This window comes from Bradyrhizobium sp. CCGUVB1N3, from assembly GCF_024199925.1.
Taxonomy (GTDB): domain Bacteria; phylum Pseudomonadota; class Alphaproteobacteria; order Rhizobiales; family Xanthobacteraceae; genus Bradyrhizobium.
On record NZ_JANADR010000001.1, the window covers coordinates 3,048,143 to 3,065,468 of the forward strand.

A 17,326-nucleotide genomic window follows, 5' to 3' on the forward strand; every position below is an offset into this window, starting at 1 on the left:
ATCAAGCCATGCAGGTGTTGTAGAGGAATGCTCCTTCGGCGCCCTGGCGTGGCCGACGAACACTCTTCTCTCGCAGCGTCACCATTGCTATCGTGATGAAAAAGCAGGGAGAAAACGTCATGCGCTTGAAGGACAAGGTTGCCATCGTGGTGGGGGCCGGGCAAAGCCCCGGCGAGGGCATGGGCAATGGCCGTGCCACCGCGCTGACGTTTGCGCGCGAGGGCGCGAAGGTCGTCTGCGTCGATCACAATCTCGAATCAGCACGGGAGACCGTCGCGATGATCGCGGCGAGCCAAGGCACGGCCGCGGCTTTCAAGGCCGACGTGACCAGGACTGCCGACATCAAGGCGATGGTGGCGGACGCGCAGGCGCGCTGGGGACGGATCGATATCCTGCACAACAATGTCGGCGTCAGTCTTGGTGGCGGCGACGCCGAGCTCCTGAAGCTGACCGAAGAGGCATTCGACCGCGTCGTCGCCATCAACCTGAAGAGCTGCATCCTCGCAGCAAAGGAGGTGATCCCGATCATGCGCGCGCAGAAGAGCGGCGCGATCATCAACATCTCCTCGATGGCCGCGATCACCACCTATCCTTACGTCGCCTACAAGGCGACGAAGTCGGCGATGATCGCCTTCACCGAGCAGCTCGCCTACCAGAACGCCGAATACGGCATCCGCGCCAACGTCATCCTGCCCGGCCTGATGAACACGCCGATGGCCGTCGACACCCGCGCCCGCGAATGGCACAAGACGCGAGCCGAAGTCGAAGCCGAGCGCGACAGCAAGGTGCCGCTGCGCCGGAAGATGGGCACCGCCTGGGACGTGGCCAACGCGGCCCTGTTCCTCGCCTCGGACGAAGCGAACTTCATCACCGGCGTGACTCTGCCGGTGGACGGCGGCGCGAGCGTGATCAGAGGGTGAGCTTCCTCCTCTCTCTCTCCCCGTTCCTACGAGGCGCGGGTCACGAGGTTGAGCGAACGACCTCCGACACCGCCCTGCCCTCGTTGACCAGGCTGCTCTGCTCGGCCAGCGGACGCCGGGCGAACAGGATGATCGCGCCGGCGGCGATCGCCGATATGCCGATCGACACGAACATCGGCACCGGGCTCTGGTAGACCTGCTGGAGCGCGCCCGCAACCACCGGCCCGAGGATCGCGCCGACGCGCGCGACCGCGAGCTCCATGCCGACGGCGGTGGCGCGCACGCTGGTCTCGTAGGAGACCGCCGTAAAGTTATTCAGGACGAATTGCGCGCCGATGATGCAGAAGCCGGACAAGGCAACGGCCGCAATGTTCACCGCATGCGTGTTGAACGCGACCAGCGCGAGCACGGCCACGCCGCCGACCGCCCACCAGAGGGCGATCAAGCTCCGGCTCCGGCCGGCGCGATCGATCAGGCTGCCGAGCGCCAGTCCGCCGAGGAACGACATGATCTGCATGATCGCGCCGAAACCAAAGCTCGCGGAGAACGTCTCGCCACGCTGCATCATTACGGTCGGTATCCAGCCGGTCAGGCCGAAGATGCAGAACAGGCTGAGGAACGCCGAGATCCAGATCGCCAGCGTGGTGCGCCGGTAGCGCGCCGAGAGCAGGATGGCGACGGGATTGCGCGTCTCCGCCGCGCGCACGACGGAGATCTCCGCGGTCGCATAAAGCGCGGCCCGCTCCGGCCGCAACCGGCTGAGCAGCGCGCGAATGTCCTGCGAGCGATCCCTGAGCACGAGGAACTTCGGCGATTCCGGCAGTTGCACGTGCAGGAAAGGCAGGAGCAGGAAGGACAGCGAGCCGATCCAGTACAGCACCTTCCAGCCGAAGACAGGGGTCGCGAACACCCCGACCAGTCCGGCAGCCGTGCCGCCGAGCGCCCAGCCCAGCGCGACGCCCCAGAGCGCAAAGGTGTTGGCGACGCGGCGCGGCGCGAGCTCGTTGATGTAAGTGGTGGCGAGGGGCAGCAGCACGCCGAGCCCAAGCCCGGTCAACAGTCGCAGGCCGCAATAAGAGAGGAAGGAATCGGCGAACAACGCGGTCAGCAGCGTGAACACGCTGGTGATCCACAATCCGCCCAGCAGCGTGCCGCGCCGGCCGAACCGGTCTGCGACGATGCCATGCGCGGCGGCGCCAATGAGAAACCCGATCAGCCCGCTCGAGATCAACAGGCCGGCCTGACCGGGCTTCAGCCCCCAGGGACCGGCGACGTAGTGAATGACATAGGCCGGATTGAACGTGTCGTAGCCGTCAAACAACGTCAGCAAGCCCATGATCGCGCCGAGGCGCAAATGAAAGCCGCTGACCCTGGCCTCGGCAAGCTCCTCATGCACGTCGATCCCGTGATCTGCCATCACGTTCCTCCCATCCCTGATTCGATTTGTTGTTAGGTGAGGCCGCTTATTCCGCGGCTTGGTTGAAGTCTTGCGCGGCGCCTGGCGGGTCGAGCCTGAACAGCTTCGCCGCATTGCCGCGTCCGATCTTGAGCCGATCGGTCTCGCTGATGCTGGCGGCATCGAACCAGTCCGCGGCATGGTCGACATTCTCGAACGGCCAGTCGACCGAGAACAGGATGCGGTCGGCGCCGATCTCCAGGATCGCATCGATCAGCGTCTGCGTGCGGAAATTGCCTGACGTCGTGAGATGGAAATTCGAATTGAAATAGTCGCGGATCTTGCGCTTCGCCTTGTGTTTCGCCGGCGCCTTCACCCAGCCGTTGCGATGATCGATCCGCCACATGCTGTAGGGCAACCCCTCGCCCATATGGCCGAGCACGATCTGGAGTTTCGGATAGGCATCGAACAGGCCGGAGCCGATCAGGCGCAAGGCGTGCACCGCGGTCTCCTGCCCGAATGCCCAGGTCGGCCCGAGCAGCCAGGGATGACCGTCATAGATCCGGGAAGCCTCCGGCAAGGGGTTGCGCGGATGCAGATAGAAGGGAACGCCGAGCTCCTCGACCTTGGCCCAGAACGGCCAGTATTGCGGCAGGTCGTAATAGGCGGGCGCAGCGGCGCCGACGATCTGGGAAAAGCCGTTGACGAGCGCGCCGCGGAAGCCGAGCGTCGTGACGCAACGATCGAGCTCGGCGATGGCCAACTCCGGATCCTGCATCGGCAGCGCGGCAAAGGCCTGGAAGCGCGAGGGCCGTTTCGCCACCTGCTCGGCGAGATAGTCGTTGGCACGCCGCGCGATCTCGTCCGCTCTTGCGGTCTCGGGGATGGCCTGCACCGCCGGCGCATTCAGCGACAGGATCATGGTCTCGATGCCATGCCGGTCCATCTCGGCGATGCGCCGTTCCTGGATGTCCATGAGCCGGCTCTTCAGCTCCGGCCAATAGCTCTCCGGCACGAAGCCCGCCGAGTCCATCAACGTGTCGGGGATGGCGAAATGCTCTTCGAGCGCGATCTTGCCCTGCATGGTTTCCTCGCTGTGCTGGTTGCTTCAGTATTGGCCCTGCGGCGGCAGCCCGAGCGCCATCTGCCCGTACATGGTGCCGACGGCATCCCAATTCATGCTGATGTGGCGGCCGACGGCGTTGGCATCGCGCCACGCCCGCTGCACGGGGTTCGAGAGATCGAGACCCAGCCCGCCGGTCGATGCATTGAGCGCTTCGGCCGCGCGAATGGCGAGGCTCACCGCGAAGGCCTGGCCGCGCCGGCTGGTGATGCGGTCCTCGACGGTCACAGGCTGCCCCGCACGGAGCGAGGCCACGCGGTCGCGGAGATCGCGCAGCAGCACCTCGCGCGCAGCGTCGACCGATGCAGCAGCTTCCGCGACGCGCAACTGGATGGTGGGGAACTCCGCCATCTTGTTGTTGCTCCCCGCAACCGCGCCGCGCGTGACACGCTTGGCGGTGCGATCGAGATAGTCCTCCAGCGCGCCGGCGGCGGCGCCGACCGCCGTGGACGCCAGACACGACGGGATGTTGCAGAGCATCGGAACGGAGAAGCCGGTATTCTCCACGTAAAGCGCGGCACCGGGCGTCTGCCCGCTCGTGGTCTCCGCAAAGCGCAGCACCCGGTGCGTCGGCACGAAGACGTTGTCGAGCACCAGCGTCTTGCTACCGGTGCCGGCGAGACCGACGACGTTCCAGGTATTGTCGATCACATAGTCAGAGGCCGGAACGAGGAGGAAGGCGGGCGTCAGTTGATTGGCAGCGGCGGCCGACGGCAGCAGGGCCGCGCACAGCGACCATTGCGCATTGTCGCAGCCGCTCGCGAACGACCACCGGCCGCTCAGGCGATACCCGCCATCGACGCTCAGCGCTTTCGCTGCGGGCGCATAGGAGCCGCAAGCGAGCGCGTCCGGATTCTCGCCCCAGACGTCGCGCTGGGCCTCCTCCGGAAAGCTCGCGATCAGCCATTGATGCGCGGCAAGCAGGCCGCCGACCCAGGCGGTCGATGCACAATGTTTCGCAAGTTCGATATTGAGCGCGACCAGGACATCGAAATCATGCTCGTAGCCGCCGAACATCGCGGGCTTGACGATGTCGAAATAGCCGATGGCGCGGAGCGCCGCGATGTTCTCGGCCGGCACGCGGCAAGCCGTCTCGGTTGCTTGCGCGGCGGCCTTGATCGCGGCCGTTACCGTCGCGAGCTTCGCCTTCAACTCCGCAAGCGAGGGACGCTGGACCCGCGGCCATCCCTGCTCTTTCAACTGTGCTGCCGTCGCCATGGTCGTTCTCCCTCGTGTCAGTGGCTTGCGGCGCGCGCGCCGGCCGGTTCGTCGCGCGCAACCGAGACGCAGTAGGTCGCGTCCTGATAGATCAGCGGCTCGATCGGATCGCGAACGTGCACCATCTCGGCCTCGCCGATGAAGATCGTGTGCGTGCCATAGGGCACCGCGGCGACCTTGCGGCAGAACACGTTGAGCTGCGCATCCGCGAGATAGTTCAGCCCGTGCGAGGATGTCAGCCAGCTCCCGAGCGCGAAGCGCGCCTCCGGCGGCACCGCGCCGCTGAACGCTGACGACAGCTCGGCCTGGTCCTTGCGCAGAACGTTCACGCAGAAATGGCGCCCGGTCAGCATGATGTCGTGCAGCAGCGTCGAGCGATTGATGCAGGCGATCAGCGAGGGCGGATCGAGCGAGAGCGAGGTGACGGCGGTGGCCGTCATGCCATGGCGGCGCGTCTCGTCGGCGGAGGTGATGACCGAAACCGCGGCGGGAAAGCGCCGCATTGCGAGCCTGAAGGACGCCCGCAGCTCCTCGGATGTCGACGACATCGTCCGTCCCTCCATCGATTATCAATTTCAATGACAATATTTGCATACGCAAATGAATGTCAAATAGAAATTTGCAAATGCAAATTTTGTCGTGGATGACGCAGGTTGAATCGGTTAGTGTGAACGCAATATTTGCGGCAAGACAGGTTGCAAGGCTTTGTACCAGCTCACCAATTCACTTCCCTATCTGCTCAACAGGGTCGGCGTCCGGATGGGCGAATTGTTCTCCCGGCGCATCGCCGGCTACGACGTGACGCTGCCGATGTACCGCGTCATGGCGGCGCTCTGGGAGTTGAGCGACCAGCGGCTCGGCGATCTCGCGGCGATGACCTCGATCGAGATCTCGACGCTTTCGCGGCTGATCGGCGCGATGAAGCGCAAGGGCCTCGTGACGCGCACACGGCTGAAGGACAATGCCAGAACCGTTGCGATCAATCTGACCGCCAAGGGCAAGGCACTCGTGGAGCAACTGATCCCGATCGCCGTTCATTTCGAGGCGGTCGCGGTGCACGATTTTTCCGCCAAAGGTGTCGCCGACCTGAAGGCAACGCTCGCGGAGATCTATCGGAGCCTCGGCACGCTGGAGCCCGAGATCAAGGAGGTGGAGGCACGTCCAAAGACGTCGAAGCGATAGGCCTCGATCGATTCGCACGTTTCTTCCCTTCTTCCCTTGTAAGGGGCGAGGGTTGCACCGTCAGCGCGGCAGGCTCGTCACGCGCCAGATGGTGCCGCTGCCGTCTTCCGAGATCAGCAGCGCGCCGTCTTTCGCCACCGCGACACCGACCGGCCGGCCCCAGACGTCGTTGTCGTTGACGACGAAGCCGATGACGAAGTCTTCGTACTCACCGGTCGGCTTGCCGTCCTTCATCCTGATGCGGATGACCTTGTAACCGGTGCGCTTGGACCTGTTCCAGGAGCCGTGCTCGGCGGCGAAGGCGTCGCCTTGATACTCGGCCGGGAAACCAGTGCCCTGGTAGAACGTCATGCCGAGCGAGGCAGAGTGCGGCTGGAGCAGCACGTCGGGAATCGTGACCTTGTCCTTCAGGTCCGGCCGCGCACCGGCGTGGCGCGGGTCTTCGTTGGCGCCGATATAGAACCACGGCCAGCCATAGAACGCGCCTTCCCGCACACTCGTCACGTAGTCCGGCACGAGATCGTCGCCGAGGCCGTCGCGTTCGTTGGTCGAGCACCAGGGCACGCCGCTCTGCGGCTCAATGGCGAGGCCCACGCAGTTGCGGATGCCGGTGGCGTAGAGCTTTCTGTTCTTGCCGTCCGCATCGAAGGCGAGCACGGCCGCGCGCTCCGCCTCATAGCCCCAGGGTGCGCCCAGGGCGTGCGCGCGTGACCACGCCTCGATGCCGCCGGGCGGATTGCCCATGCCCTCGCCGGCGTTGCCGGCCGAACCGACCGACACGAACATACGCTTGTTGTCCGGCGTGAAGACGATGTCGCGGGTGGAATGGCCGGTGCCGTGCGCAAGACTCGCGACCACCGTCTTCGGCTTGCCGGATGCCTTGAGGTCGCCGCTGCGATAGGCGAAGCGGACGACGCTGTCGGTGTTGGCGACATAGACCCATTGCGGACTGTCGCCGTTCGGGAAGAAGGCGATGCCGAACGGACGGCTCAGGGCGCTGGCAAAGATCTCATTCGCCACGATCTTCGCGCCGTCTGCGCGCAGCACGCGGATGCGCCCTGCCCGCGTCTCCGCGACGAAGATGTCGCCGTTCGGCGCGACGCGCAGGATGCGGGGACCGGACAGGCCCTCGGCGAGCAGTTCGATCTTGAAGCCCTCTGGCACGAGCGGCGTCGCTTCGGCGGGCCGCGCCACCACGGACGAGGCATTGGCGACCGATCGCGACGCACCCGGCGCCGGAAGATCCTGCGGCCGGATCAGCCTGACGGTGCCGGGCTTGTCCGCTTGCCAGCTTCCGAAGGCGTCCTTGCCTTGCAGCACGGGTTCTGCCGACGCGGTGGTACCGATGACAGCCATGAACAGTGCGGACGTCAATGTGGGCTTGGCCGGACGTCCAGGATGCTTCGTCACGAGTTCCTCCGCAGCCTTCGAGTGCCGAATCGCACATCAGCTCATGCCCGCAGGATGTGCAATGCGTAACACCGTCCTGCTGGAAAATCCCGTCCATCGGTGCGACACATTGTAAGGGCGCGGCCGCCGGTTGCGGTCATCAAAGCTGCGGCATCGAGGTCGCGACGGATGGGGTGAGCATGTGGGGATCCATCATCTCGGAATGGGCGAGCCTGCTGTTGCGCTGGCTGCATGTGGTGGCCGCGATCGCGTGGATCGGCAGCTCCTTCTATTTCATCCACCTCGATCTCAGCCTGAAACCGAAGCGCGACCTGCCTGACGGCGTGCAGGGCGAAGCCTGGCAGGTGCATGGCGGCGGCTTCTACCGGATCATGAAATATCTGGTGGCCCCAAGCCAGATGCCGGAGGAGCTCACCTGGTTCAAATGGGAGGCCTACACCACCTGGCTCTCCGGCTTCGCGCTGATGGTGGTAGTCTATTATCTCGACGCCGACCTCTTCCTGGTCGACAAGTCGATCCTCGACCTCACGCCGATCCAGGCAGGCCTGTTCAGCTTCTGCAGCCTTGCGCTGGCCTGGCTGCTCTACGAGATCGCCTGCCGCACCGGCCTTGCCCAGCGCGAGCTCGGCTTTGCGATCGGCGGCTATCTATTTCTGGTCGCGCTGACCTATGCCTTCACGCATGTGCTGAGCGGCCGCGGCGCGTTCAACCAGATCGGCGCGATCATCGGCACCATCATGGTCGCCAACGTCTTTGCGGTGATCATCCCGAACCAAAAGAAGATCGTAGCCAGCCTGATCGCGGGACAATCGGCCGATCCCAAGCTCGGCAAGACCAGCAAGGAGCGCTCGGTCCACAACAACTATCTGACGCTCCCCGTCGTCGTGCTGATGATCAGCAACCACTATCCCCTGCTCTATGCGACCCGCTTCAACTGGATCATCGTCGCGATCGTGCTGGCGCTGGGGCCGGTGATCCGGCACTTCTTCAACGAGCGCCATGCGGGCCGCAAATCGCCGTGGTGGGTGTGGGGCGTCGCAGCGGTCGGCGTGATCGCGATCGGCTTTCTCTCCGCCGCCGGCCCGCGCGAGGTGAAGACAGGCGCGCTTGCCGCGCAGCCGACGCTTGCCAATGTCGAGGAGATCGTGATGTCCCGCTGCAGCATGTGCCATGCCACAGAGCCCGTGTGGGCCGGCATCGTCACCGCGCCAAAGGGCATCCTGCTCGATGCCCCCGAGCACATTCAGCGCAATATCAGGTTGATCGGACGCGTCGCTGCATGGTCGAGCGCGATGCCACCCGGCAACATCACGGAAATGACGGGTGAGGAACGCGCGGTGCTGGCCGCCTATATCACGCAGACCGATCGCTGACGCCAATCGCAGTGACGCGTCCATGCGACGTTTTGCGGAAGGATATTCCGTAATCGCAGACCATTTCAAAATGACTTGAGCGCCCGTCCGGCGTAGATAGGGAACCCGTGCGGCCACAGGTCGGCCTTTAAGTCAGTTTGGGCGGCGCGTTCGCACGAGAGCATCAGACGGCCGTGTAGCCGGGCGAACTTACGTCATTTGGCCGCGGAGCTTCAGCTCAACGCCGGCGCCGGAGCGGCCCTTCCGATGCGCGCGGTCTCCTGGGCGAACGGCAGAGTGAACTGGAACGCCGCCCCTCGCGGTTCGTTCTCGCCGGCCCACATCTTCCCGCCATGTGCCGCGATGATCGAATGGCAGATGGCGAGCCCCATCCCCATGCCTTCGGCCTTGGTGGTGTAGAACGGCTCGAACACGCGGCCCACGCTCTTTGGATCGAGCCCCGGGCCGGTATCCCGCACGCTGATAACGACACCGTTCGTCTCGTTCCTGCCGGTGGAGATGAACAGCTCGCGCGCGCCTTCGCGGACGTGGCTCATCGCCTCGACGGCATTGATGATCAAGTTGAGAACGACCTGCTGGAGCTGAACCCGGTCCGCCTGAACGGGCGGCAAGCCGTCGGCAAACTGCGTCCGCACCGTGACGTCGTGTTTCAGCACTTCGCTGTGTGTCAAGGTCATGACCTCGCGCACCAGCTGATTGATCTCCAGGTCCTCCATCTGCGGCGGCGCGTTCTTGATGAGGGCACGGATCCGGCTGATGATCTCGCTGGCGCGCATACCGTCGCTGATGATCCAGCCCAGCGTCTGCCCGACTTCGTCCAGATTCGGCGGCCGGGCGCCGAGCCAGTTCAATCCGGCCCGCGCGTTCGCCACGGTGGCGGCGATCGGCTGGCTGATTTCGTGGGCGATCGAGGCGGTCAGCTCGCCCATGGTCGTGACGCGATTGCTATGCGCGAGCTCCATCAGGGCCTCGCGGTAGCGTCGCTCGCTCTCGCGGGCCTCGGCCTCCACCCGCTTGAGCTCGCTGAGATCGAGGACGAAGCCGACGCCCTGGCTATTGTCTTCCTCGAACATCGCACCGCCGATCAGGACAGGCACGCGGCTGCCATCCTTGCGAAAATACTCCTTCTCGAACGGCTGGACGGTCCCGATCCGCTCAAGCTGGGCAACGTGCTGCGCATCGTATTCGTGCCATTCGGTTGGCGTCAGGGTCCTGCGATGCAGGCGACCGGCAGCGAGGTCCTCCCGGTCGTACCCGACGATGCGGAGAAAGGCGTCATTGGCCTCGAAGATACGGCCTTCCAGATCCCAGATGATGATGCCGATGATGTCGGAATCGAACAGGCGCCGGATCCTGCTGTCGCGCGCCAGCAGATCGCTCTGGAGCTGGACGTTCTCCTCGGTCGCCATCCGCCGCCGTCTCGCTTCGATGCGCGCCAGCGCCAGCGCGGCGCCGGCCAGGGCGACGACGAAGACGACAGCCGCGATGGTGATCCGGGTCCTGCGCTGCTCGAGTTCATCGGCGGCTTTGTCGAGATCCACCTGGAGGAGCCGTTCCTGATCGACCATCAGGTCGATCTGCGACCGGATGTCCTCCATGCCGCGGATCATTGCCAGTGCCGCCAGCCCCGATTCGCGCGCCGCCGTCTTGACGATGTCATCGATCTCCTTGAGCTTCGCCGAAAGGGTCAAGGCAAGATGTTCAGCGCGCAGGCTCTGCAACGGGTCGTTCGCGACGAGCGCCTGGAGCGCCTCAGCCTGCCGTCGCACGCTTTCGTCGGAGACGCCGTAAGCCTTCAGATAGGCGGGATCGAGGGTGAGCAGATACCCGTGCCTTTCGGCTTCCAGATCGGCGATGTTCGCTTTGAGACGATCGAACGTCTCGAACACGTTGCGGCTGTGGGTGAGCGAAACATTGAGCGTCTGCCGATCGCGCCAATAGCGCAGGCCGAGAACCCCGATCACGGCGAGCAGAATGACGAGCCCCGCAACCACTGGGATCAGCGGTCGTGCAAACCACCGCAAGATATGGCCCGAAGCAAGGATTGACATTGGCGTTAAGTCTTCCATGCTCGCAGGCGCATCTTCTGGCGCCAACGCCAGAGCATGGCTAGAATAATAGCATGGACCGGCCCGCATTGGGGAGCCGGAAACTCAATATTCTCCGCATGTTACTCCGGCTTCGGAGTTGATCATTCGGCTTTGACGAAGCCGGCGCCCACACAGGTTGCGTGTTGTGAACGACCGACCACAACGAGGAGCATCAACATGGCGCCAGGTGAGAAATCGAAACGTGAAAAATCAACAAGTGAGAACTCACATAATGGACCAGCGCCGACCAGTCGGCGCAGCTTCATCAAAACATTGGGCGTGGCGGGAGCCGTGCTGCCGACCCTCACCACGTTGCCGCGGAGCAGCCTCGCCGAGGAGGCCAGCCCGGCCTTTGCCAGTGCCAAGATCGACTGGAAGCAATTTGCGGGACAGACGATCACGCTCACGGGCGCGATCCATCCTTGGTCGAGCGCGATTACTCCGCTTCTGCCGGATTTCACCAAGCTGACCGGCATCAAGGTCGTCAGCGACTTCCAGCTCGAAACCACGTATTTGAGCGCAATCCCGGTCGTGCTCGCGCGCGGCGGCAATACGCCCGACGTCTTCATGTTCACGACCTATGGCCAGGGCATCTCGGGCGGATGGCTCGAGCCGCTCAACGCCCACTACGCCAACAAGTCGCTGACCGATCTCGCCTGGTATGACGAGAGCGATCTCTTGAAGACGGCGCGCGCCTTTCCGGTGTGGACCGACGGTGAACGCTACGCCGTGCCGATCACCTCCGAGGCGATGACACTGTTCATCAACACCGACGCACTGGCGGCCAAGAAGCTGCCGGTGCCGCAGACCTTCGACGAGCTGCTCGCGACTGCGAAAACGATCAAGAGCAACGAGATGGCGGGGATCGCGATGCGGGCGCAGGCCGGCGGCAATTCGACTCCACCGGCGATGGGCTTCGTGTTCTCCTATGGCGGGGCCATGGTCAACAAGGACGGCACGGCTGCGTTCGCGAGCCCCGAGGCGATCGAGGCCATCGACATGTATGCGCACCTGCTCAGCGAGGCCGGACCGGCCAATGTGGGCACCTATGAATGGTACCAGGTGCTCGACGACTTCCTGCAAGGCAGGACCGCGATGGCGATCGACAGCAGCAACTTCGCCACCGACATCTCCAATCCGGCGAAGAGCCGCGTCGCCAAGCAGGCCGGGTTTGCGCCCTTCCCGCACCTCCCCGGCAAGCCTCCCGTGCCCTTCATGTCGCACTGGCAGGCCTGCGTGAATTCCAAATCGCAGAACAAGCGCGCGGCGTTCCTGTTCCTGCTGTGGGCGACGAGCAGGCCGACTTCGCTGCAAACGGCTGCTGCGGGCCTTGCGACCACACGCGTCTCCGCCTGGTCGAGTAAGGGCTTCAAGGATGCCTTCGGCGCGCAGGCCGCCGAGGCGGCGCTGGCCAACCTACAAAACGCAGATGTCGAGCGCGCCAAGGCGATCCTGTTCCATCCGCAACAACGTCGCATCCTCGACGCGTTCATGATCGGCGTCAATGAAGTGGTCTCCGGCAACAAGACGGCGAAGGCGGTGATGCCCGCCGCCGCCGAACGCGCCAATGCGGCGATCCGCGGATAGCATCCGCGGCGATTGCGATGCGCGATCGAGCGCGATGAGTCATCATCGCGCTCGAGCTCATTACTTGCGCATGATCTTTTCGGAAAACCGCTGCACACTTTTCCGGATCGTGTTTTAGATCTCGCGCGCGTCGCGGCGCCGGTAGACCAGCAGCATCAGCGGCGCGAGTTTGCGCATCAGGCCGTGCGCCGTGATCGGCACCGGATTGGTGAACGGCAGCGCGAGCTCGCTGTCCGGCACGCCGCGCACGGCTTTGGCGAGCTGATCGCCGAGCGGAATCGTCAGCGCCACCGCGCGGCCGTTGCAGCCGGTCCAGCCATAGGCATCCGGCCCGAGCTTGTGGATGCGCGGCAGGAAATCCGAGGTCATGCCGACATAGCCGTTCCAGACATAGTCGAAGCTGATCTCGCCGATCTGCGGCCAGAGCCGCTGCAGGCGTTCGGTGACGCGCGCCTTCAATCGCTCCGCTTTGTTGCCGGGCCCGGTCACGGCACCGCCGGTGACGAGCCGATTGCGGGCGTCGTAACGGGCGAAATAGAGCTCGCCATGGGTATCCGACATCGCCTGCCGCGCGGGAATGATCGTCTTCCTGACGTTGTCCGACAGCGGCTGCGTCGCCAACTGCCAGGACAGCACCGGCATCACCTCATGCGCGATATCGGGCACGAGCTGCCTGGAGAACTCGCCGCTATAGGCGTTGGTCGCCATCAGCAGCGCGCGGCCGGACATCTCGCCCTTCTCGGTCTTCACCACCCATCTGTCGTTGCGCCGTTCAAAGCTCACAGCCGGGGAGCGTGCGTAGATGCGCGCGCCGAGGCCGAGCACGGCGCGCGCCAGTCCGCGCGCCAGCGCGAGCGGATTGATGTGCCCGCCGGTCCTGTTCCAGAAGCCGCCGTACCAGGCATCCGAGCCCAGCATGTCTCTCACTTGCTCGCGCGAAAGCAGCTCGACGGGCGCGCCGAATTTCGCCCATTGCCGCACGCGCCGCTCCGCAATCTTGATGCGGCCCGGCGAATGCACCGGCTGCACCCAGCCCGCCTGCTCCTGCTCCGCCTCGACGCCATAACGCCGCGCCACGTCGAACAGCGTCGATGCGCTGTCGCGCAACAGCTCAACAAAGCGCTCGCCGACCGCGCCGTGTCGCGCGATGATGTCCTCGGGATCGGGGCGAGACAAGGTCGGGATCACCTGGCCATTGTTGCGGCCCGAGGCGCCCCAGCCCGGCTCGGCCGCCTCCACGATTGCGACATCCACACCGGCTTCGCGCAGGTGCAACGCCGTCGACAGCCCGGTGAAGCCGCCGCCGACCACGACCACATCCGCCTTCTCAGCTCCGATGAGCTCCGGCAATTCGGGCCCCTGCGGCGTGACCGCAGCCCATAGCGAATTCGGCCAGGTGACGGTTGAACTACTCATCATCAATCTTTCCAAACTGTCCCAAGCGTCACGAGATACCGCATCTGCGGCCGTCGCGGTTGACAGCCGCTTACAGGTGCGTTGTCGTGCTCGTCAGCCTAATCCACCCATTCATGCCGGGGAAATCAAGTGGCCCTCAAAAGCATCATCGGAATCGACCACGCTGTGGTCATGGTGAAAGATCTCGACAAGGCCGCGGAAAACTACAAGCGGCTCGGCTTCACCGTCTCGCCGCGCGGCACCCACAGCGCGCATATGGGATCGGGCAATTACACCATCATGTTCGACCCCGACTATATGGAATTGCTCGGCGTGCTCGCACCGACAGAGCATAATGCTCCGGCGCGTGCTTTTCTCGAAAAGCGCGGCGAGGGCATCGAGCGCATCGCCTTCACCGCGGTCGATTCCACGGCCGGCGCGGAGGAGATCCGCGCGCACGGACTGACGCCGGTCGGTCCGGTCGATTTCGAGCGGCCGGTGACGCTGCCAAACGGCACGGTGTCGGCGGCGAAATTCCGCGTCTTCCAGTGGCCGGTTGCGGAAGCGCCGGGCGGCGTGCGCATCTTCGCCTGCCAGCACAAGACGCGCGAGACGGTGTGGATTCCCGAGCTGATGACGCACGCCAACAGCGCGAAGCGCCTGAAGCAGGTGCTGATCGCGAGCCCCGAGCCTGCAAAGGACGCCGCGCACCTGTCACGCCTGATCGACCGCGAGGCAAAAGTGGAAGCCGACGGCGCCGTCACGGTGCCCTCGGGCGGCGACCGCGGCGACTTCGTGTTCCTGACGCTCGACCAGCTCGGCAAGCGCTACGCCGGCGTCTCGCTTGCAGGTCTTGCCGAGCGTGGCGGCGCGGCGCTCGTGCTGGTGAGCGGCGATCTCGCGGCGACCGAGAAGGCGCTCGGTGCAGCCGCCACGCGCAGCGGCCCTGCGATCTGCGTGGCGCCGGCCGCGGCCAACGGTACCCTGCTCGCCTTCGTTGCCGATTGATTTGAAGTAATTCTTTAACATGCGTTTACCCCGGCCTCTTAGGGTCTCCGGCAGATCAAGCCGCCAGGGCTCAAGCGCATGTTTAGAGAGACCTCGCCGATCGCCTATGACGCGCCGGCCGAACTGAAGAAGTGGCCGTCGCTGAAGGGGCACCGCCTCAAGGACCGAGGGCCGCCCTACCTCGTCTACAACGGTACGCTGGCCGAATGTGTGCGCGAGCTGATGGCAAAACCCATCAAGGGCATCTCGCTCTACGACATCATGACGGGGCCGCAGCCGGCCTTCGACCAGACCGTGCTGTCGCCTGGCGATGCCGCCGAGATCGCGATGCGTAAGGACTTTCCGAAGGATTAGCCGCGCGTCCACCGCGACGATCGGCCGGCAGCCATGCTACATCCGCGAGCTCTTTGCCAGCGGACGGTTCTGCGCAGGCGCTATCGCTTCTCCCGGCCGGTCCAGAAACACCACCGGCGTTCCGCGCTTGATGTTCGCGCTGAGCGCTAGCGCATCCCAGTTGGTCAGCCGGATGCAACCGTGCGAGGTCGACTTGCTCACCTTGCCGGGGTCCGGGGTGCCGTGAATGCCATAGCCCTCGGCGGACAGGTTGATCCAGGTCGAGCCGACAGGATTGTTCGGACCAGGCTCGATCGTGAAAGGCTTTCTCGATTTTACACCCTTGAACCTGTAGTCCGGATTGTAGCGGTAGGTCGGATTTTCATTGATGGCTGTCACTTTCAGCGTGCCGCTCGGCGTCGGCTTCTCCGGGCTGCCGACTGTCGCAGGATAGAACGTCAGCAGCTTTCCGCTTGCGTCAAATGCCTTCAGCGTCTGCCGCGCCTTGTCGATTTCAACGCGCGCGACCGGTATGGAATTCTGCTGCCCAATGACGTTTGCGACGGCGATCGTCTCACCCGCCTTGTCGAACGCCTTTCCAGGGTTGATCGCGCTGAGCAACGCCTCGCTCATGTGGAATTTCTCGGCGAGCGCCTCGAGCGGGCTGGTGTAACTCAGCGCCTCCAGACTCTTCATGTCCTCCATCTTCGCCGGCAGTTTCTTGAGAAACGGTCCCCTCAAATCCACTTCCATGATTTTGTAATCGACAATGGCCGGACCGTCGCTCGTCAAGGCCAGCTTGTCCCAGAGATCCGGCGTGATCGCCTTGTCGAGATTTAGCTCATTTTCTTCGGCAAACGCGGACAAGGCCTTCTGCGCGTTCTCGCCGAGCTTGCCGTCGATCTCGCCCGGGGAGAAGTGTGCACGGTCGAGCAGGATCTGAAGCTTGACAATGGAGCTGCTGGGCTTGTCGGAGCTCGCCGGCTTCGCAGGCATGGCTGCGTCATTAATGGCAGCGGCATCGAGAGCACCTGCGATGACAGGCGTCACCGCAAGAAACGAGAGCACCACAACAGGAAGAGTTCGCAACATGCTGCATCCTCAACCAGGGACTTCTCCGTAAAGTCACGGAACGCGACGAAGTTCCAGTGCGAGGAAAATACGGTGTTCCTGCACGGAACAGCAAAGATCGCAGCTTCGCCCCAATCGACTCGTCAAAAAGTCCCCATCGGCAGCGCATTTGCGGCCAACTCATCCACAATTGAGGCTCACACAAGCAATGCGATTCGTTTTCGCGGCGCTCGCCGCGTTCCTCGTCCTGATGCTCGACCTCGACGGCCCCGCCAAACCGACATCGAGCACCAACAACCTCCTCCTCGCAACCAGTCCATCCGAACAAATCTCCTCCGCCTTCGCAGCGCTATTTGAACGCGCAAGGGCCGACGAGCAGTCGAACGCGACGCGCGCACAAGAGAGTTCTCCCCCGCCGGACACGCCAGTGGATACCACCACCGAACGCAAGGCGGAGGAGTCGCTGCACGATGCATTCTGCCATGCGCTTCGCGAGGCCGCCGAGAACAGCGAAATCCCGGTCCCGTTCTTTGCACGCCTGATCTGGCAGGAGAGCCGCTTCCGCTCGAACGAGGTCAGCAACGCCGGCGCGCGAGGCGTCGCGCAATTCATGCCGGAAACCGCAGCCGAAGTCGGGCTCGACGATCCCTTCGATCCGTTCAAGGCGCTGCCCGCGTCCGCAAAGCTGCTGCGCAAGCTGCGTGATGATTTCGGCAATCTTGGCCTCGCCGCGGCCGCCTACAATGCCGGCACCGGCCGCATACAGAAATGGCTGGCCAGGCAGAGCGCACTTCCGCGCGAGACACGCGATTACGTCCACATCATCACCGGCACCAAGGCGGAAGACTGGATCGAGGACGCCGACATGCTCGCGATCCGCGTCGATCTGCCCAGCGAAGCGCCGTGCGAAGGCGTCGGCGGGCTATCCAAGACCAAGGAGGTCGCGTTCGTCTCGGCCTCTCCTGCGGCGAGTGTCACCGCGCTGATTCAGAAGGCACAAGCCGCGGAGGCCACGGCAAAGCTCGCCGCGCACCGCGTGCGCAAGCGGCTCGCCTTGGTGCACAAGAAGAGCGCTCCGTCGGCAGGTGCCACGCGGCTCAGCAAGGCACGCAACATGATCGCCGCACGCGCAGCCAGGAGCGCGAAGGCGCGCAGGGTTCGCATCGCATCACGCGAGCGATCTTCGAGCTGACACGCCAAACCGGCAAGCCGTTCCACGG

At 64.3% G+C, this 17,326-nt stretch carries 15 protein-coding genes; 7 read left to right on the top strand and 8 right to left on the bottom strand.

The features are described 5' to 3' along the window. Positions 1-119 precede the first annotated feature (119 nt). Complete coding sequence (locus NLM33_RS14460; RefSeq protein WP_254096705.1) at positions 120-920, top strand: SDR family NAD(P)-dependent oxidoreductase; 801 nt, start codon at positions 120-122, stop codon at positions 918-920. A 40-nt stretch (positions 921-960) separates the two neighbouring features. On the opposite strand, the gene NLM33_RS14465 is transcribed toward NLM33_RS14460, so the two are convergent. The 4 genes from NLM33_RS14465 to NLM33_RS14480 are packed head-to-tail and all read right to left on the bottom strand — an operon-like array spanning position 961 to position 5,205. After that, positions 961-2,337, bottom strand: coding sequence for an MFS transporter (locus NLM33_RS14465; protein WP_254096706.1), 1,377 nt, complete (start codon positions 2,335-2,337; stop codon positions 961-963). 46 nt (positions 2,338-2,383) lie between these two features. Then, on the bottom strand, positions 2,384-3,400 hold the full coding sequence (locus tag NLM33_RS14470) for an amidohydrolase family protein (RefSeq protein WP_254096707.1): 1,017 nt from the start codon (positions 3,398-3,400) through the stop codon (positions 2,384-2,386). A gap of 24 nt (positions 3,401-3,424) precedes the next feature. Further along, entirely contained in the window at positions 3,425-4,657 is a 1,233-nt protein-coding gene (locus NLM33_RS14475; RefSeq protein ID WP_254096708.1) for an acyl-CoA dehydrogenase family protein, read from the bottom strand. A gap of 17 nt (positions 4,658-4,674) precedes the next feature. Beyond that, the gene (locus tag NLM33_RS14480; RefSeq protein ID WP_254096709.1) at positions 4,675-5,205 is read right to left on the bottom strand and encodes a flavin reductase family protein; all 531 of its coding nucleotides are present in this window, start codon (positions 5,203-5,205) and stop codon (positions 4,675-4,677) included. Between the two features lie 157 nt (positions 5,206-5,362). Here NLM33_RS14480 and NLM33_RS14485 point away from each other — a divergent pair, with 157 nt between their 5' ends. Beyond that, positions 5,363-5,839, top strand: coding sequence for a MarR family winged helix-turn-helix transcriptional regulator (locus tag NLM33_RS14485; RefSeq protein ID WP_254096710.1), 477 nt, complete (start codon positions 5,363-5,365; stop codon positions 5,837-5,839). A 60-nt stretch (positions 5,840-5,899) separates the two neighbouring features. On the opposite strand, the gene NLM33_RS14490 is transcribed toward NLM33_RS14485, so the two are convergent. Further along, a complete protein-coding gene (locus NLM33_RS14490; protein WP_254105796.1) occupies positions 5,900-7,195 on the bottom strand; it encodes a sorbosone dehydrogenase family protein in 1,296 nt (431 codons plus the stop codon). Between the two features lie 233 nt (positions 7,196-7,428). Here NLM33_RS14490 and NLM33_RS14495 point away from each other — a divergent pair, with 233 nt between their 5' ends. Beyond that, complete coding sequence (locus NLM33_RS14495; RefSeq protein ID WP_254096711.1) at positions 7,429-8,622, top strand: urate hydroxylase PuuD; 1,194 nt, start codon at positions 7,429-7,431, stop codon at positions 8,620-8,622. 212 nt (positions 8,623-8,834) lie between these two features. Here the strand turns inward: NLM33_RS14495 and NLM33_RS14500 are convergent, their stop codons facing one another. Continuing rightward, complete coding sequence (locus tag NLM33_RS14500; RefSeq protein ID WP_254096712.1) at positions 8,835-10,673, bottom strand: ATP-binding protein; 1,839 nt, start codon at positions 10,671-10,673, stop codon at positions 8,835-8,837. Between the two features lie 216 nt (positions 10,674-10,889). On the opposite strand from NLM33_RS14500, the gene NLM33_RS14505 reads away from it, so the two are divergent. Next, entirely contained in the window at positions 10,890-12,299 is a 1,410-nt protein-coding gene (locus tag NLM33_RS14505; RefSeq protein ID WP_254096713.1) for an ABC transporter substrate-binding protein, read from the top strand. A gap of 114 nt (positions 12,300-12,413) precedes the next feature. On the opposite strand, the gene NLM33_RS14510 is transcribed toward NLM33_RS14505, so the two are convergent. Next, positions 12,414-13,715, bottom strand: coding sequence for an FAD-binding oxidoreductase (locus NLM33_RS14510; RefSeq protein ID WP_254096714.1), 1,302 nt, complete (start codon positions 13,713-13,715; stop codon positions 12,414-12,416). A 129-nt stretch (positions 13,716-13,844) separates the two neighbouring features. Between NLM33_RS14510 and NLM33_RS14515 the strand changes: the two genes are divergently transcribed. After that, the gene (locus tag NLM33_RS14515; protein ID WP_254096715.1) at positions 13,845-14,702 is read left to right on the top strand and encodes a VOC family protein; all 858 of its coding nucleotides are present in this window, start codon (positions 13,845-13,847) and stop codon (positions 14,700-14,702) included. Positions 14,703-14,780: 78 nt separating this feature from the next. After that, positions 14,781-15,056: a hypothetical protein gene (locus tag NLM33_RS14520; RefSeq protein WP_254096716.1), complete on the top strand. Its 276-nt coding sequence runs from the start codon at positions 14,781-14,783 to the stop codon at positions 15,054-15,056. A 36-nt stretch (positions 15,057-15,092) separates the two neighbouring features. On the opposite strand, the gene NLM33_RS14525 is transcribed toward NLM33_RS14520, so the two are convergent. Beyond that, complete coding sequence (locus NLM33_RS14525) at positions 15,093-16,127, bottom strand: L,D-transpeptidase (protein WP_254096717.1); 1,035 nt, start codon at positions 16,125-16,127, stop codon at positions 15,093-15,095. A 187-nt stretch (positions 16,128-16,314) separates the two neighbouring features. Here NLM33_RS14525 and NLM33_RS14530 point away from each other — a divergent pair, with 187 nt between their 5' ends. Next, positions 16,315-17,298: a lytic transglycosylase domain-containing protein gene (locus NLM33_RS14530; RefSeq protein WP_254096718.1), complete on the top strand. Its 984-nt coding sequence runs from the start codon at positions 16,315-16,317 to the stop codon at positions 17,296-17,298. Positions 17,299-17,326 lie beyond the last annotated feature (28 nt).

What these genes read in the sequence shown, in the direction of transcription:
- NLM33_RS14500 (WP_254096712.1), bottom strand. Translation starts at nt 10,673, where the DNA reads ATGTCAATCCTTGCTTCGGGCCATATCTTGCGGTGGTTTGCACGACCG.
- NLM33_RS14490 (WP_254105796.1), bottom strand. Translation starts at nt 7,195, where the DNA reads ATGGCTGTCATCGGTACCACCGCGTCGGCAGAACCCGTGCTGCAAGGC.
- NLM33_RS14525 (WP_254096717.1), bottom strand. Translation starts at nt 16,127, where the DNA reads ATGTTGCGAACTCTTCCTGTTGTGGTGCTCTCGTTTCTTGCGGTGACG.
- NLM33_RS14475 (WP_254096708.1), bottom strand. Translation starts at nt 4,657, where the DNA reads ATGGCGACGGCAGCACAGTTGAAAGAGCAGGGATGGCCGCGGGTCCAG.
- NLM33_RS14480 (WP_254096709.1), bottom strand. Translation starts at nt 5,205, where the DNA reads ATGTCGTCGACATCCGAGGAGCTGCGGGCGTCCTTCAGGCTCGCAATG.
- NLM33_RS14520 (WP_254096716.1), top strand. Translation starts at nt 14,781, where the DNA reads ATGTTTAGAGAGACCTCGCCGATCGCCTATGACGCGCCGGCCGAACTG.
- NLM33_RS14470 (WP_254096707.1), bottom strand. Translation starts at nt 3,400, where the DNA reads ATGCAGGGCAAGATCGCGCTCGAAGAGCATTTCGCCATCCCCGACACG.
- NLM33_RS14465 (WP_254096706.1), bottom strand. Translation starts at nt 2,337, where the DNA reads ATGGCAGATCACGGGATCGACGTGCATGAGGAGCTTGCCGAGGCCAGG.
- NLM33_RS14530 (WP_254096718.1), top strand. Translation starts at nt 16,315, where the DNA reads ATGCGATTCGTTTTCGCGGCGCTCGCCGCGTTCCTCGTCCTGATGCTC.
- NLM33_RS14460 (WP_254096705.1), top strand. Translation starts at nt 120, where the DNA reads ATGCGCTTGAAGGACAAGGTTGCCATCGTGGTGGGGGCCGGGCAAAGC.
- NLM33_RS14495 (WP_254096711.1), top strand. Translation starts at nt 7,429, where the DNA reads ATGTGGGGATCCATCATCTCGGAATGGGCGAGCCTGCTGTTGCGCTGG.
- NLM33_RS14505 (WP_254096713.1), top strand. Translation starts at nt 10,890, where the DNA reads ATGGCGCCAGGTGAGAAATCGAAACGTGAAAAATCAACAAGTGAGAAC.
- NLM33_RS14510 (WP_254096714.1), bottom strand. Translation starts at nt 13,715, where the DNA reads ATGAGTAGTTCAACCGTCACCTGGCCGAATTCGCTATGGGCTGCGGTC.